The organism is Gimesia sp. (assembly GCF_040219335.1).
Taxonomy (GTDB): domain Bacteria; phylum Planctomycetota; class Planctomycetia; order Planctomycetales; family Planctomycetaceae; genus Gimesia.
The window spans coordinates 566,876-582,216 of record NZ_JAVJSQ010000004.1; the positions used below are offsets into that span (position 1 = coordinate 566,876).

The window sequence follows — 15,341 nt, forward strand, 5'->3', positions numbered from 1 at the left end:
TATTTCGGGAAATCTCCTGCTTCCACCAGGAATCTGCTTTCCTGCCTGCGACTCGATTGATTACCCTGAAAAGGAATCCCGCACAAGACTACACGCCCCTGACACACTTCCCTGACTCCTGATTGAACGTGAACTGAACCATGCAGTCTGTCTGTCTGATTTTAACCCGCTTCTGCCTCTCAGCCTGGGTCGGCGCCGCAGTAATTTTTGTGATCAACGGTGTCCAGGATGTCACCTTTCAACCTTTTGATTCACTGGTGCGTGACCAGCTGATTTCACTGCACTTCCCCGTCTACTATACGCTGGAGTGGGTCCTGCTGGTGGGAGCGTTTCTGGGATGCCTGGGAATTCGCTCAAAACAACTGCTGCCCCGCTGGAAAGCAAATCTGATCCTGGCACTGGTCATTCTCACGCTGACAATCAGCCTGGCCGACTACTTCTGGATCTATCAGCCACTGGAATCCATGATTACGCCTCCGGGCAGTCCGCGGCCAGCCCAGTTCACGAACTATCATCAGGCTTCAAAATACATCAACAGTATTAATATACTGTTGACCTTCACCGCCGCGATTCTGATCAATCTCCCCGTAATCAGAGAGACGCCTGCGACAAGTGAAGAATCAGTCGCGAATATGAAATAGATGCTTCAGCGCGTCGAGCAAGCCGTGCGGCGTCCCTTCGCGTGCTTCCTGACGCAGGACTTCCAGTGGTGGATGCAGCAGCTTATTCACAATCTGTTCGATCGAGCGTTTAATGAGTTCCTGATCTTTTTCATCCAGATGGGACAGCTTGCTGAACAGCTTGTCAACTTCCTGCTCGCGCACATCGTGCCACTGTTCGCGGAGCTGTTTGATAATCGGCCCGGTCGCTCGATGATAGACGCCGTGCATGAAACGCTCGGTTTCTTCGTCGATGATCGTCAGTGCTTTTTCAACCTCTTTCTGTCGTGCCCGCCGGTTCTTTTCACAGGTCGCTTCCAGGTTATCGATATCGAAGAGAAAGATATTATCGTTAATCTGGCCAACTGCAGGAGTAAAATCCCGCGGTGCACCGAGGTCGAGAATAAAGAATGTCTTATTTCCGATCTTCTTTAATACCCGCTGAAACCGTTCCACATCCACAATCGGCTGAGAGGCTCCGGTCGTACTGACAATCACATCCGCTTCCGCCAGACAGTCATCCAGGACGTCAAACGGACGCGCCTCGCCTCCCACCTTGACTGCCAGCTTCTGGGCATTTTCCAGGCTGCGATTGACCACGACAATCTTTTTGACTCCTTCATCTTTGAGATAAGTCAGAGTCTCTTCGGCCATCTCACCTGCCCCGATGACCAGAACAGTCTTGTCGTCAAAACGCTCGAAAATGCTTTTCCCGAAGGTCCCCACCGCCACACTGGCGATCGAAACCCGCCCCTCTGCCAGCATGGTTTCCGTACGTACCCGCGCCGAAACCCGGATCGCCTGCTGAAACAAGGCATGAGTCAGCGGTCCGCATAAGGCATTCTCGGTCGCCCGCTGATAGGCTTCTTTGACCTGATTCACAATCTGAGGTTCGCCGAGCACCATACTGTCGAGACTGGAAGCGACCTGAAACAGATGTCGCACGGCATCAGGACCGGTTCGTTCCAGGAAGTCTTCGAAGAAATCGCTGACCGGAACGTGATGAAATTCCGAAAAGAATTTGGCCAGTTCCTGGTGGGAAGGCCCGGTTTCCGGCTCCTGCGTCGCGGTATAGAGCTCCACCCGGTTACAGGTAGAGATCACCACCATCTCCGTTTCCGGATACGACTTTTTGAGGATGGAATATGCCTCTTCCAGCTGTTCTTTTGAGGAGAACGCCAGCTTCTCTCGCACATCCAGTCCCGCTGTCTGGTGGTTACAATATACGACCTGCAGATTCACAAAGCGGCCCTCTCTGCAGTTGTCTCCTGCGATTCTATCCGCGGCTGCTCCGATCCGGAATGCCAGGAATCCACGTTCAACAGACGGATATTGGTCAGAATCTGAATGCCAATCACGGTCAGCAGTAACAGCCCACCGGTCCAGATCGTCAACTGAGCAATATGTTTCTGATTGGGTTGTTTCGTACGCAGGATAAAGACCACACTCAACAGCATCGCCGCCCAGACAATCTCATAGACAATGATGACCGGGTCAACAAACGAAATGGCCTGAGCTCCCTTGCGAACATAGACACCCAGTCCAATACCGATGCCCATGCCAACCGTCAGCATGGGAGCGGCGATCATCAAAGCCCAGCGGTTCAACCGCGAGAGCTTAGCCAGACTGGGCAGGTGAAATCCATCAGAAAAATTCTGCTTCTGCTTTAACCGTCGATGCTGAATCAGATACATCGCGCTGAGCACAAACGAGAGTACAATTCCCACACCTCCCAGGACCAGCAGTGAAGCATGCAGCATCGCCCAGGATCGAGTCGCAGGCTGCACGAGTGGATTCGTCACGTGATCGACAAAATAGGAAGCCACAACCAGCGCGAGAACCAGCGGAAACAGAAACAGTCCAATCGAGAGTTCCTCATCGATCAGGTTAATAAACAGATAGATCGCCACCAGCAGCCAGGAGAAAACCACCAGCCAGTCGTGCGTCGAGCCTAACAGGGGTGGCAGTTGCGTTTCATGGGAGCGATTGAACAGATACGCTGTCTGGGCCACCAGTCCCGCCAGGGAAAACAGAATGATCAGCGGTCGTAGCCATCCGTTCTTCTTGCGCAGAAACCGGGCCAACTCTAAGCAGAAGGCTACCAGGTAACTGGCCATGAAACAGAAAACAGTCACATTTGACAACATGCTGACGACTTTATCACGAACAGAAGGGGCTGAATAGTGGTGGGACTGCGGCGTTTCTGATGAGAATCAGAACGGCACCCTATTATAGGGCTGTTCAGCTGGTGAAGGGCAAGTCATCTTGCTTCAGATTCTAATTCGTACTCCGAGATTTTTTTATGCAGCGTATTGCGATTGATCCCCAGCCGGGTGGCTGTCTTGGTCTGGACACCCTGGCAGGACCTTAAAACCTGCAAAATCACTTCTTTTTCCACGAGCGATACAACCTGAGTATGCACATCGGTGGAATCCTCTCCCACCCGCTGCAACTCCATGGAAACCAGATCGCGACAGATCGTCTCCGGATCCTGTGCGCGGGCAGAGACAGCCCGTGGAGCAGAACGCCCGGTCACATGCCCCGGCAGTAAATCCAGCGAAGGACCATCTTCACCAGAGAGTACAATCAGACGTTCAACATAGTTCTGCAGCTCGCGAACGTTACCTGGCCAGCTGTAGTTCCTGAATGTGTTCAACACCTCGCTCGAGAAATTCGGCAGAGGAATCTTTTCTTCTGCAGAGAACTGCTTCGCAAAAAAGTGCACCAGTTCTGGGATATCCTCAGAACGTTCGCGTAGCGGAGGTAAATCGATGGGAATCACGTTCAATCGATAATACAGGTCTTCTCGGAACCGCCCTGCTTCGATTTCGTCCAGCAGATTTCGGTTGGTAGCTGCGACAATGCGACAGTCTACAGAAATCGAACGCGTGTCACCGACACGTTCAAATTCATGCTCCTGCAGAACACGCAGCAGCTTCACCTGCAGCGTAAAACTGACGGAATTAATCTCGTCCAGGAAGATGGTTCCTCCGTGGGCCGCTTCGAAACGTCCTGTACGATTCTCAACAGCGCTGGTGAATGCCCCTTTAATGTGACCAAACAGCTCACTTTCCAGCAGGCTTTCACTCAGAGCACCACAGTTCACACGGATAAAAGGACCCGTTGCGCGCGGACTGAGTTCATGGATTCCACGGGCAATCAGCTCCTTACCGGTGCCGGTTTCTCCAGTCAGTAAGACCGTCGATGATGTGGCAGCTGCACGACGCGTCAGACGATAGACGTTACGCATCGCAGGGCTGTACCCCACCATATCTTCAAAAATAGGGCGATCGTCTTCCATTCGTTTATCGGAAAATCCTAATCAGTCACAGCAAGGTAGTTCAATGCCGAAACAAGTTCATAAGCAGTTTAGTCATAAGCATTTCGGTGAATTAACTTTTCCGAAAGTGGTGCCAGCACTGAATTCACAGCATGAAAACATTGCACCAGCATGCTCAAAAAGATGGCGAACGCATCAATATGATACGCTATGACTGAAGAGGAAGGAAGTGGTAGACCAATTTTTTTTGAAATTCGGCACGCAATAGAATTAGACTGCGAATAACCGCCACTGGAATGCACAATTATTAAGCACACGGCTTAATAATATGGCTTATCACGATTCTGAGCTGGTGGCTACCGGCTGACTGGCTGGAATCGGAGTGTTATTTTCATCAACCAGTACGACCTTGGGTTGATGACCGCGGGCTTCTTTCTCTTTGTATTCCGCATAACTGGCGATAATCACCAGGTCCTGGGGATTTACCAGGTGTGCGGCAGCGCCGTTGATGCAGATCACCCCCGAACCGGGCTCTCCTACAATCGCATAGGTGGTTAACCGGGTCCCCGAAGTAATGTTGTAGATCTGTACCTGTTCGTACTCCACAATATCGGCTGCTTCCATCAATTCCTGATCGATGGTCACACTGCCGTTGTAGGCTAGATTTGCTTCGGTCACCGTGGCTCGGTGGATTTTTGATTTGAGTAGTACGCGCTTCATTCTTCTCAACCTGAAAGAAGATATCGTCTTCTTTTCGACTCTGTCTGGAGGCCTGTCTTTCAAAATGGACGGCGTATACTAACCAGACGCCATCACAACAAGCAAGAGCCTGTAATCCTGTTCACAAACAGAATCAAGCCTGGACGGGAGCTGCCTCTGAATGCTGCCCTTCACTATCATTATAGGCTGCTTCCTCGTGCTTTCCATCCATTTTGTCCCACCAGGGCTCATTCGGCTGCGCCCCCATCATGCGGGCGTACAGGTAATAATAGGTGGGAACCAGAAACAACACGAGCACCGTGGCAAGCATCAGACCAAAAATCAGACTGGCCGCCATCGGAATAATAATCTGGGCCTGGAAGGACGTCTCCTTCAGAATGGGAGCCAGGCCCACGATAGTCGTCATCGATGTCAGCAAAACCGGGCGAAAACGACGACGTCCCGCGTCGACCAGCGCTTCCTTGAGAGGCAGTCCATCAATGACACGATGATTGATAAAGTCGATCAGAACGATCGAATCATTCACCACCACTCCCGTCAGCGCCACCAGACCAAACAAAGAGAACAGGGTCAGTTCCATTCCCAGGATGGCATGTCCAAATACCGCACCAATAATCCCGAAAGGAATGATCCCGAGAATGATCAGGGGTTGCACATAGGATCGGAATTCAACTGTCAGCAATGCGAACATGGATGCCAGTGCGATCATCAGTCCGACAATCAGACTGTTCACCGATTCGTTGGTCTGTTCCTGCTGTCCCTCCCAGCGAACTCTCACGTTCGGATATTTGGCAGCCAGCTCATCGATAAATCCTCCCGGTTTCTTCAATGACTGCACGATTTCGCGGGCATTTCCCTCTTTTTCATTGAGGTCGGAATAGACCGTGATTGATCGCTGCTGATCGATCCGGTTGATTTCGGAATAGCCCCGTTTGACGGTGACATCCGCCAGTTCCGTTAACGGGCGCTCGCTGCCGTCACCAGTCCGGATTCGGATATCATCAAAGCTCATCAGCGAACGTCGCTCTTCTTCCGGGTAACGGACCATCAGTTTGACTTCATGGCGCCCCCGCTGCAGCCGCATGACCTCTTCGCCGTAGTACGTTGCGCGAACCGTTTCAGCGACATCCGCCAGAGGCACGCCCATGGCGCGGGCTTTATCTTTGATTTTGATCTGGAATTCCCACTTTCCTGGACTCGAATCGTCATTCACGTCCTTAACGCCGGGATAGGTTTCCAGCTCTCGTTTGCATGCTTCGACCGCAGCTTCCAGTTCACTTAAATGCGAACCATCAGAGAGCAGCTTAAACTCAATCGGCTTACCCCCCGGTCCCATTGTGGGCGATTTAAAAGTCATTCGATCGACGCCGGGCACTTCACCAACGCGTTCCCGCCAGAGCTCAAGCAGCGCTTCACTTCCGATTGTCCGCTCGCCCGCCTCCACGATTTCAATGCTGACCTTTCCGATATGACTGCCTTCAACTGTCCCACCCAACTGGGCCCCGGATTCTTCCCGGGTACCAAAGCCGACGTTTCTTCGAGTCAGCTTAATCAGTGACTGCCCATGTTTCTGCTGGTACTCCTGATCCAGATCGAGAAAGTCCTGGCGAATCTTTCGCGTCGCGGCATCGGTAATTGATTTGGGAGTACCATCAGGAAATTCTACCGTGGCTTCAATCATCCGATAATCGGTTTTAGGAAACAGATTGAAGGGGGCAAACCCGCCCATGATCAAACCTGCAGAGAGCAGCATTAATGCCGCTGCAACCGCCAGCGTCGAAGAGGGATAATTCAGCGAAGCCTTTAATACGGGTGTGTAACATTTTTCGATGAACGCATTCAGTTTCCGTCCGACAAAACCTTCCGATTCTCCATTCTGTGCCCCGGATTTCGAGGGCTTTCCATGCGCCAGGTGACAGGGCAGAATAAACGTACTTTCCAAAAGCGAAATGAGCAGCATCGCGATTACAGCAATCGGCATCACCGCGATAAACTTGCCCATGATCCCGGAGACAAACAACAACGGAGCAAATGCGATAACAGTTGTCGTTACAGAAGCGCAGACAGAGGGCAGCACCTCGGAGGCACCATCGACGGCGGCAACGACGAACGATTTCCCCATCTGCCGATGCTCATAGATATTTTCACCGACAACAATCGCGTCATCCACGATGATCCCCAGCGCCATCAGAAAGGCGAACATCGAAAGCATGTTCAGAGTCTGCCCCGTGTAATACAATACGATACAGGCACCGAACATTGAAATTGGAATCCCCAACGCTACCCAGAACGCTAACCTCGATTCCAGAAAGATGGCCAGAGTGATAAACACCAGAATCAGCCCCTGAAGCCCGTTCGAACTCAACAACTCCATACGGTCGCGCACATCGATGGACTGATCTTTCCAGAGCTTGAGCGAATATCCGGGAGGCAGCTGGACATCTTTGACGTACTCCCGCACTTCTTCCACAATCGCCAGCAGGTCTTCCTGGGATGTACGTTCGACGGCGATCGACATGGCTGGCTTACCGTTGATTTCGCTGATCATGGTCGTATCAGCAAATTCATCATGTACTTCCCCCAGGTCATCGACTGTCAGCACGACCCCGCCCGCTTCGGTTACCAGTGGAATTTTTTCAATTTCACTCCCGATCAGATGCTTGTTCTTCCCCCGCAGCAACAACACCTGAGAATTGGTATTCATCTTACCGCCCGGCAGTTCCAGGTTTTCCCGCCTTACAGTTCGGGCCACATCCTGCAGAGTGAGGCCATACTTTCGCAGGGTCGCTTCCGGTATCTCAATGTCGATCTGATAATCTCGGGCTCCGGCAATGTTGGCCTGCGAGACCGACTTCAGCTGCAACAGTTCATCGCGAATCTTCTCGGAAACCGTACGGAGTTCCAGTTCGCTGTTCTCATCTTCGTTCCCGGGCCCAATGACGGCAACTTCAATCGCCACCTGACGAAAGGTAATCTGCTGAATATCCGGATCCTCTGCCAGTTCGGGAAAACTGGGGATGCGGTCAATTTCGGAGCGGACCTCGTTTAAAATCTTCTGCACGTCAGGTACATCGGCGCGGAGTTCAAGTACCAGCGAGCCCATACCTTCACTGGCGATGGAGGTGATCTTTTTAATGCCGTCAATCGCGCGGACGGATTCTTCCATCTTCTGGCAGATTCCCTCCTCGACTTCATCGGGGCTAGCTCCGGGGTAAGGCACCGAAACCAGAATGATCTCCAGTTCAAACTCCGGAAAGACTTCGCGTCGCATGAACATCAGCGACACCAGGCCTACGCCCAGCACGGTGACCATCAACGTGTTCATCGCCGGAGAGTTGTTGATGGCCCATTTAATGACCGACTTCATTTCAACTCTCCTTCACGGACAGGCATTCCCTCATTGGCTACACTTAAGGGCGAGGTCACCACACGATCGCCGGGCTTGAGCCCTGAAGCCCCCAGTTCTACCAGCAACTGACTGTCGCTGGTATCAACCACGCGAATCTTCTCTTCGTGCAGCTTGCCTTTCCGGACAATCCAGACCAGGTTACCTGGTCGAATTGCCGTTTCGGGTATTTCGAGCAAAGAAACATTACCTTCAAGAGGAATTTCCACCGAGACGTACATACCTCGCGCCAGCGGCGGTGCCCCCACAACCTGAGTCGTTGGTTTTCCGTTAACCAGAATTTCAGTCGGTCGCGGATCAGACACGACAATCCGGCAAGGAACCGTACGGGTTTTCTCATCCAGTCCGATCCCATCGTAGCGGGAGAGCTTGCCATTCCAGATAAATTTTCTACCGCCAATTTCGTAGTTCACTTTGACAGGCAACTGGGGAAGTTGATATCCCAGATCATGCCGTCCGCCATTCCCGGCAACGGGCACAGGTTTGCCCTTTTGAGCAGCTTGTGCCGCATGCTGCCAGAGTTGATAGAGTTCTTCCATCCGCAGATTGGTACGCACTTCAACCGAAGATGTGTCTTCGATCATTACCAGGGGATCACCGACCTTCACATACCCATCTTTTTCTACCGTATCCTCCACGATGACACCATTGATGGGCGAATAGATTTTCGTACGCTTCAAATCCAGCTGCGCACGGGAAAGCTGTACTTTGACCAGATCGCGGGCATGCATCATCCGTTGTCGACGTGACCGCAGCAGGTCTGCTTCGTTGGTCAGTTTCTGCAGCGCGTTCCGTGCAGCCAGTTCACCCCGCTTGGCTTCTTCGTATTCCGTATCAGAGACGACATTCCGCGTCCGCAGTTTTTCGACCCGGCTTAACTGACTTTTCTGCAGCAGGACTTCTTCGTGTGCCAGATCGATCATTGCTTTTGCATTATCGATTTCCACTTCCAGTTCATCGATGGCGTTCTGAGCCTGCCCCAGTTCCTGTGTCAGACGCTGCACCTCCAACTGGTAATTTTCCGGATCGATCTGAATCAGCAGACTTCCATCTCCGCCAGCTTCCTTTTCCTGCTGCGTGGCTTTATGCACCAGATTACCGACCTTACATCCATCTTTCGTATAGAGCACCTTGCCAGCGACTTCCGCTGCCAGCTTCACTTCTCGCGAGGGAACCACAATCCCATCGACGGCAATGGTCACTCCCGAATCGGAAACCTTGATCGTTTCGGTTGAGACCAGGGGCGCGGTCTGTTCGGTCAGAGTTTCCTGCTGTTCCGGCTCCTGCTTCATGGCTTTCAGAACAACCATACTGCCACCACCGATCCCCAGAATCAGAATCGGCAGCAAAATATGCTTCAGCTTCTTAGACCAGCTTTGAGATGTTTTTGTTTTCGTTTCTGACATGACTGATTTCTATGCTGAATCGCATTCCTACGAGAGTTGGCTGCGGACGCTTCCGACCAACGGGAGATTACCGGGAAGAACTGAGTGGTCTATCGATCTAGTCGCATTCTGCCTTGCTCCGGTTCAGATCTTGTGAAGTGTTGAAGAAGATTCCATAACGGATTCGTTGAATTCCTGTTTCAGATTTTTAACAGCAGCAAGGGAGAACTGCAGGATGTGCTCAATCAGATGCTCTGGATCATAGTGGGCTGCCTGCTCTTCCGGTCCCAGCATCAGACTGACCATCCCCCCGGAGACTCGATAAAACTGACACTGAGCCGCGATACTGAAAATACATTGCATCCTGCGATAGGGGGGAATTTCATCCCCCAGCATTTCCAGCAGAATCCCATCAGCAATATTCACAAAAGGACGAAACAGCTCCTGAATCAAATGTCCGCAGGCTTTCGTCGGCCGCAGGACCTCCCGCATGATCAGGTGATTGCTCCAGGAGAGTTCTCCCGTTCCCAACATACGTCTGACCAGCGTCATAACCCAATCCCGCAATTTTTGTTCGGCGGATGTCTCGGGGGTCCACTCAGGTAAAGGAGCTCGAGAGACCCCCATCTCTTTGGCCAGGCAGATGACTTCCAGATAAAGCTGTTCCTTGTCACCAAAATAGTAATTGACGCTCGCTACGTTGACGTCTGCTTTCTGACAGATTTCGCGCACCGTTGCCTTCTCGAAGCCTTTTTCCGAAAAAACAGGCCCCGCAGCTTCCAGCAAACGGTTTCGCACATCAACAGACGACATAAATTCCTGACTCCTGCACGTTTCTAGCGCTGTTTAATGAGTTTGACAATCAGGCAACAGGTACTATCAGGGAGAACCCGTAAAAAACCCGTTTCAAACAATTGTATTAAACACGTGTTTAAAATCAATCGGAATCTGCCCCAGGAATCATCAATCATCATAATACGATGATATAATTACACTTAAGAATAATTAGTCTGAGAGAGAGAATTGAAAGACTGCGACAGTTACTTCGTAAACCAACAGCAGATCTTCGCAGAAAAAGAAATGCGAACCAATTTCAACCTGTTAAACGCTCCTGACCTTCGTCACGAAAACGGAACCGCTGAAATCCACTCTCATCGAGCCGCTCGCGAAGCAGTTCTTTCCAGAGTCTTTCCGGGAGGCCATTCAGGATGCCATACAGGATCATCCCGATCGTAAGACAGGAGACTTCGACTACTCGCATGGGAAGCGAGAACTGTTTTAAATCAGCGAAAATCTCTTCGGTGCTGCAGTATTCGCCAAATTTCTGATCACGGTACATAAACTCTACGCCCGAGAAATCCTTGCTCCATTCATAATCGAAAGGGCCGAATTCCCGCCTGCGGTGGAGAACCCAGAACCGGGTCCCATCAAAGCGTATACCGTGTGTTCCTCGCAAAACGTCCATCCTGTCATTGTTCTGGAAATGCTGAGCTCCATTGTAGAGTGAACCCGAACTACCAGTCATCAAGAAATAAATGGCTACACATCATACGACATTTCTCCCTGTTTGCGAAGTCCGTTTCTGAACCTCGACACGGTTTTCCCTGTCCTGAAATCCACGCTTTTCCTGATGAATTTGCCATCACCGAAACCGCCCGATTAAAAAAACGCCAGCATAAGTCGATATCTGAACAGAACTTGCTATGATCGTATCGACGACAGTCCCAGATCGATTCCCTAAGACACTTTCAGTCTCATGAAACACACAGAACCCTATCAGGCAGCAGTCGAAATTGTACAGAAACTCAGAGACGCCGGCTTTCAGGCACTCTGGGCCGGGGGCTGCGTGCGGGATCTGCTGCTCGGCAAAGAGCCCAAAGATTACGATGTCGCCACGAATGCCCTGCCCGAGGAAGTGCGTCATCTGTTTGGAAAACGTCGAACCCTGGCCGTCGGTGCCAGCTTCGGTGTGATCATCGTTCGCGGCCACCAGCCGGACTGCGATGTCGAGGTCGCGACATTCCGCACCGAAGGCCCTTACCTGGATGGTCGCCGGCCGGAACATGTCCACTTCACCACAGCCGAAGAAGACGCCCAGCGCCGTGACTTCACAATCAACGGCATGTTCTATGACCCGATCAACGATTCCATCTTCGACTATGTCGGCGGAAAAACGGATCTGCAGCAGCATATCATTCGCGCCATCGGGAACCCCCTGGAACGGATGCAGGAAGATAAACTGCGTCTGCTGCGTGCGATCCGCTTCACTGCCACTCTGCGTTTTAGCCTGGATGAAACTACGTTTCATGCGATTCAGACTATGGCTCAGGAAATCACCGTTGTCAGCCCGGAACGCATCGCGGAAGAAATGCGAAAAATGCTGGTTCACCCGAACCGCGAATATGCAATGGAACTGGCCTGCACAGCCGGTCTGCTCACACCTGTGATCCCGGAACTGGCGCCTCTGTGGGAATCTGAGCCTAACCAGCCACTCTGGCAACAGACCCTCAAACGGCTGGAATTCCTGCAGTCAACGCATTTTGAACCAGCGTTCGCCGCCCTGCTGCTCGACCTGCCTGCCACCGATGATCAGCAACGGCTGAATACCGTGTATGAGGTCTGTAAACAGCTCCGCTTTTCCAACCATGAACTCAATCTGGTGCATTGGCTGATTGAACACCGGGACAACCTGCAGGGAGCCTCTGCATTCCCTCTCTCCCGGCTGAAACGCCTGCTGGCACATCCGAACTTCCCTTACCTGCTGGAACTGGCCGAAGCAGACCTGCGTTCCCGGAATCAGTCGCTGGCAGACCTTGAATTTTGCCGAGAGTATCGTGATCATACCCCCATTGAGGTCTTGAATCCCCCGCCACTGCTTACGGGCAATGATCTGATCGCTTCCGGCATCAAATCGGGCCCGCAGTTCAAAGAACTCTTAACTCAAATTCAGGATGCCCAGTTGGAAGAGCGCATCCAGAACCAGGCGGAAGCATTTGCCCTGCTGAATCAGTTGATCAATCAGAAATAATCATTCTCCCCCCCTGAAAAGGCTTTCTCATGACAGATAAAGTTCGCATTGGAATCATCGGAGCCGGCGCCGTCTCCGACTACCACCACGTCCCCGGCATCAATCTTGATCCCCGTGCAGAACTGGTCTCGATCTGTGACCCCAATTCAGAACTGCTGGCCCAGCGTCAAAGCGACTGGGGCAAAACCAAAGCGACCACAAACTTCCAGGAAATGGCTGATGATCCCGATGTCGACGCCGTGATCATCGCGACTCCCAACTTCACACACCACGAAATCGCCCTCGCCTGTATTAACGGAGGCAAACACGTTATGTGTGAAAAACCGCTCGGATTGAATTACACGGAATCGGCAGAAATGTATCGAGCCGCCCGTGATGCCAACGTTCGCCACATGACCGCTTTCACCTACCGCTTCGCCCCCTCGATGCGGTATGTGAAGCATCTGGTCGAATCTGGAGCCCTCGGCGTGCCGCGCCACTTCCGCAGCCAGCGTTTTCTGGACTGGCCCGAGTCCAGTTGGGGTTGGCGTCAGAGCAAGAAACTCGCTGGTGCCGGCGACCTGTTCGACATGACCATTCACCGCATTGACTTCGCCCAGGACCTGCTCGGACCGATTAAAAGCATCTGTGGTGCCGTCGCGCAGTTTGTTCCCCGCGACAAAACCGCCGAGGGACAACCCTGTGAACCTTCTGAAGTAGACGACTGGTCTTCACTGATCGGGCAGTTTGAAAACGGTGCCGTCGGGGTCTGGGAAGGCAGCACCCTGATGAAAGGCTACCACAACGATGGCTTCGGATATGAATGGGCTGAAGTCAACGGTTCGGAAGGCTCAGCCGCCTATCAGCTGACCGATCCCAACAACATCCTCATCGGCAAACCGGGGCAGACAATGGAAAAACTGCCCGTCCCCGAGGAATATCTGGTTATCGAAGGCAGCCCCCGTGATCCCCACGCCGGCGTCCCCAGCACCGTGTTCCGCTACGACCTGGTCTACGAATTCGTGTCGGCCATCGTAGAAAAACGCGACGCGATTCCCGGTTTCGACCATGGTGCCTCTGCCCAGCTCATCGCTGACTCCGTGCTGGAATCATTTGATAAGCGGACCTGGATCGACATCAACTGCGATCTCTGATCTCAGAATGTCAGCTGGTAGCGTAACATCGCGGTGGGAGAAGGATCATAATTGCCAATGTTTGACTCGTATTCCAGACTGCGGCTGAAGACCAGGCCAACTTCCAATTGACTGATCTTTCCGTTGGTATGTTTGGTTTCCAGGCCACCAATCAGGCGTAAATCGCTGTACGTCACTACGTCATCGACCCCGCCGGGACTGCGTCGGATAGCCCAGGAACCGCCACCGAACTCACCGGCGACATAGGCCCAGCGTTCCAGATGCTCGTCTTTCTCAAGTCGATAGGTAAACTTCGGCTTGGGAAAGATCAGTTCCAGACGAGAGCCTTCACTGAACCACATGATCATACCAGCAGCCGGGAGCATCATGATGTCTTCACGATCCAGATAGACCACCCCCATCACAAACTGCTTGGCACGAGAATGGACATAGTACGCCAGCCCCTTACCCGTGATTCGCAGCGAATCGGAAGTCACATTCTTGAAATCACTATACACCCCGGGAGCGACCTCCAACTCGTAGGACCACTTCTCATTGACCTTGTTGAACCAACGGAAGGAAACCGAAGTATCATATACCCGCGCCGGTAGATCAGTCCGCTCGGGACCGTCCAGGTAGTGCACACCGAACCGGGGTGTAATCGTAAACCCCTCCAGCCGCGGAAGATCGACCGTCTCTGAAAGATACAAAGTGAATATTCCCAGGTTATCGTCGTTTCCGGGCAACCAGGTTACCGAACCGGTTGCGCTCTTATGGGCCAGCATGGGGACAAAGGTTTCACAATCAACGCACTCTTCATCGGTTGCCCCCCAGACCTGATCCTCTTTTAACAGCTGGGGAGGAATCCCCAAAGCTGCCTTGGATTCGGCATCCAGTACATCGGGAATCTGAGGAGACTGGCTGGTCTGTTGAATCTGACTCTCATCACGGGGCATAAAAATCGTCTGATGTCGTTGAGGCAACGGTGAATACTCAGATCCATCCGGATCGTCAAAGATTGTCTTCCGGTTCTGCGCAGAACAGGAATCGATCGCCCCCCAGAACAGGAACGCACCGAGGGCCAGCATCAGTACTACAGTCCGGTAAGACTGAATGAGCATGAGAATTATCCCAATTGTTTACTATAGAGAGAGTTATAGAAATTCTGCGTGCAGCCCGAGTTGCAGAAAGACGAGCAGATACGGAAGCAAATTGATATGAGGTTGGAGAGGTAGAGAGATGTAAGTATGCAATATCAAGGTTGGTACTCCGGGTCAACCCGAATCTTGAGAGCCGGCTTCTCTCAAAATCTATCAGAAAATGCTGCTCTCTGATCGTTGCCCCTTACTGTCATAGATGTTAGAATCAAATTCTTCACATTGAATATATACATTAGAACATATCAATTTCACTTAACAGGAACCAGAGAGACATGGGACGTGTTCAAAAAGGGCGTGAGTTAGCTCAACGTCGTAGCCGGAAAGCCAAACTGAAGAAACTCCGGGACAAGTTCGAGAAAGCCAAAGACGCTTCTGAAAAAGAACAGATCAAAGAGAAAGTACGCAAAATCAGCCCCTTTGCGGTTCTCGAAGAATCTGCCTGAACCCGCTGCTTCAGCGACTAGAAACAGAGTGAAAACATGACGCTGACTCAAGCAGTAGTGAGCGTCTTTTTTTCATGCGCACTCTCCGATGTCACAGCATAAAAAAAGAACAGCCCCAGGCATTTCGCCTGGGGCTGTTCTCGTTTCA

The 15,341-nt window shown here is 52.0% G+C and carries 13 protein-coding genes; 4 read left to right on the forward strand and 9 right to left on the reverse strand.

Annotated elements, in window-relative coordinates; genetic code table 11:
- The first annotated feature begins 140 nt into the window (after positions 1 to 140).
- Complete coding sequence (locus RID21_RS03400; protein ID WP_350187174.1) at positions 141 to 641, forward strand: hypothetical protein; 501 nt, start codon at positions 141 to 143, stop codon at positions 639 to 641.
- On the opposite strand, the gene hemA is transcribed toward RID21_RS03400, so the two are convergent.
- From hemA to RID21_RS03440, 8 genes are all read right to left on the reverse strand, one after another.
- Positions 621 to 1,901, reverse strand: coding sequence for a glutamyl-tRNA reductase (gene hemA, locus RID21_RS03405; protein ID WP_350187175.1), 1,281 nt, complete (start codon positions 1,899 to 1,901; stop codon positions 621 to 623). The two genes, RID21_RS03400 and hemA, sit on opposite strands and share 21 nt — an antisense overlap.
- The gene (gene ccsA / locus RID21_RS03410) at positions 1,898 to 2,806 is read right to left on the reverse strand and encodes a cytochrome c biogenesis protein CcsA (protein WP_350187176.1); all 909 of its coding nucleotides are present in this window, start codon (positions 2,804 to 2,806) and stop codon (positions 1,898 to 1,900) included. Before ccsA ends, hemA begins: the two co-directional genes overlap by 4 nt.
- Before the next feature lie 113 nt (positions 2,807 to 2,919).
- On the reverse strand, positions 2,920 to 3,960 hold the full coding sequence (locus RID21_RS03415; protein ID WP_350187177.1) for a sigma-54 interaction domain-containing protein: 1,041 nt from the start codon (positions 3,958 to 3,960) through the stop codon (positions 2,920 to 2,922).
- A gap of 315 nt (positions 3,961 to 4,275) precedes the next feature.
- Positions 4,276 to 4,659 (reverse strand): aspartate 1-decarboxylase, encoded by a 384-nt coding sequence (gene panD, locus RID21_RS03420; protein WP_145039340.1) that lies wholly within the window; start codon positions 4,657 to 4,659, stop codon positions 4,276 to 4,278.
- Between the two features lie 133 nt (positions 4,660 to 4,792).
- On the reverse strand, positions 4,793 to 8,026 hold the full coding sequence (locus tag RID21_RS03425; protein ID WP_350187178.1) for an efflux RND transporter permease subunit: 3,234 nt from the start codon (positions 8,024 to 8,026) through the stop codon (positions 4,793 to 4,795).
- On the reverse strand, positions 8,023 to 9,471 hold the full coding sequence (locus RID21_RS03430; RefSeq protein WP_350187179.1) for an efflux RND transporter periplasmic adaptor subunit: 1,449 nt from the start codon (positions 9,469 to 9,471) through the stop codon (positions 8,023 to 8,025). Before RID21_RS03430 ends, RID21_RS03425 begins: the two co-directional genes overlap by 4 nt.
- Positions 9,472 to 9,594: 123 nt before the next feature.
- Entirely contained in the window at positions 9,595 to 10,263 is a 669-nt protein-coding gene (locus RID21_RS03435; RefSeq protein WP_350187180.1) for a TetR/AcrR family transcriptional regulator, read from the reverse strand.
- A gap of 280 nt (positions 10,264 to 10,543) precedes the next feature.
- Positions 10,544 to 10,915 (reverse strand): hypothetical protein, encoded by a 372-nt coding sequence (locus RID21_RS03440; RefSeq protein WP_350187181.1) that lies wholly within the window; start codon positions 10,913 to 10,915, stop codon positions 10,544 to 10,546.
- A 291-nt stretch (positions 10,916 to 11,206) separates the two neighbouring features.
- On the opposite strand from RID21_RS03440, the gene RID21_RS03445 reads away from it, so the two are divergent.
- Together RID21_RS03445 and RID21_RS03450 are read left to right on the forward strand one after the other, a co-directional pair.
- Positions 11,207 to 12,478, forward strand: a complete 1,272-nt coding sequence (locus RID21_RS03445; RefSeq protein WP_350187182.1) for a CCA tRNA nucleotidyltransferase — start codon at positions 11,207 to 11,209, stop codon at positions 12,476 to 12,478.
- Between the two features lie 29 nt (positions 12,479 to 12,507).
- Positions 12,508 to 13,611: a Gfo/Idh/MocA family protein gene (locus RID21_RS03450; protein WP_350187183.1), complete on the forward strand. Its 1,104-nt coding sequence runs from the start codon at positions 12,508 to 12,510 to the stop codon at positions 13,609 to 13,611.
- A 2-nt stretch (positions 13,612 to 13,613) separates the two neighbouring features.
- On the opposite strand, the gene RID21_RS03455 is transcribed toward RID21_RS03450, so the two are convergent.
- Positions 13,614 to 14,711 carry a DUF6268 family outer membrane beta-barrel protein gene (locus RID21_RS03455; protein ID WP_350187184.1) on the reverse strand — a complete coding sequence of 366 codons (1,098 nt, stop codon included), beginning with the start codon at positions 14,709 to 14,711 and terminating at the stop codon, positions 13,614 to 13,616.
- A gap of 311 nt (positions 14,712 to 15,022) precedes the next feature.
- Between RID21_RS03455 and RID21_RS03460 the strand changes: the two genes are divergently transcribed.
- A complete protein-coding gene (locus RID21_RS03460) occupies positions 15,023 to 15,193 on the forward strand; it encodes a DUF6800 family protein (RefSeq protein WP_350187185.1) in 171 nt (56 codons plus the stop codon).
- Positions 15,194 to 15,341: the final 148 nt, after the last annotated feature.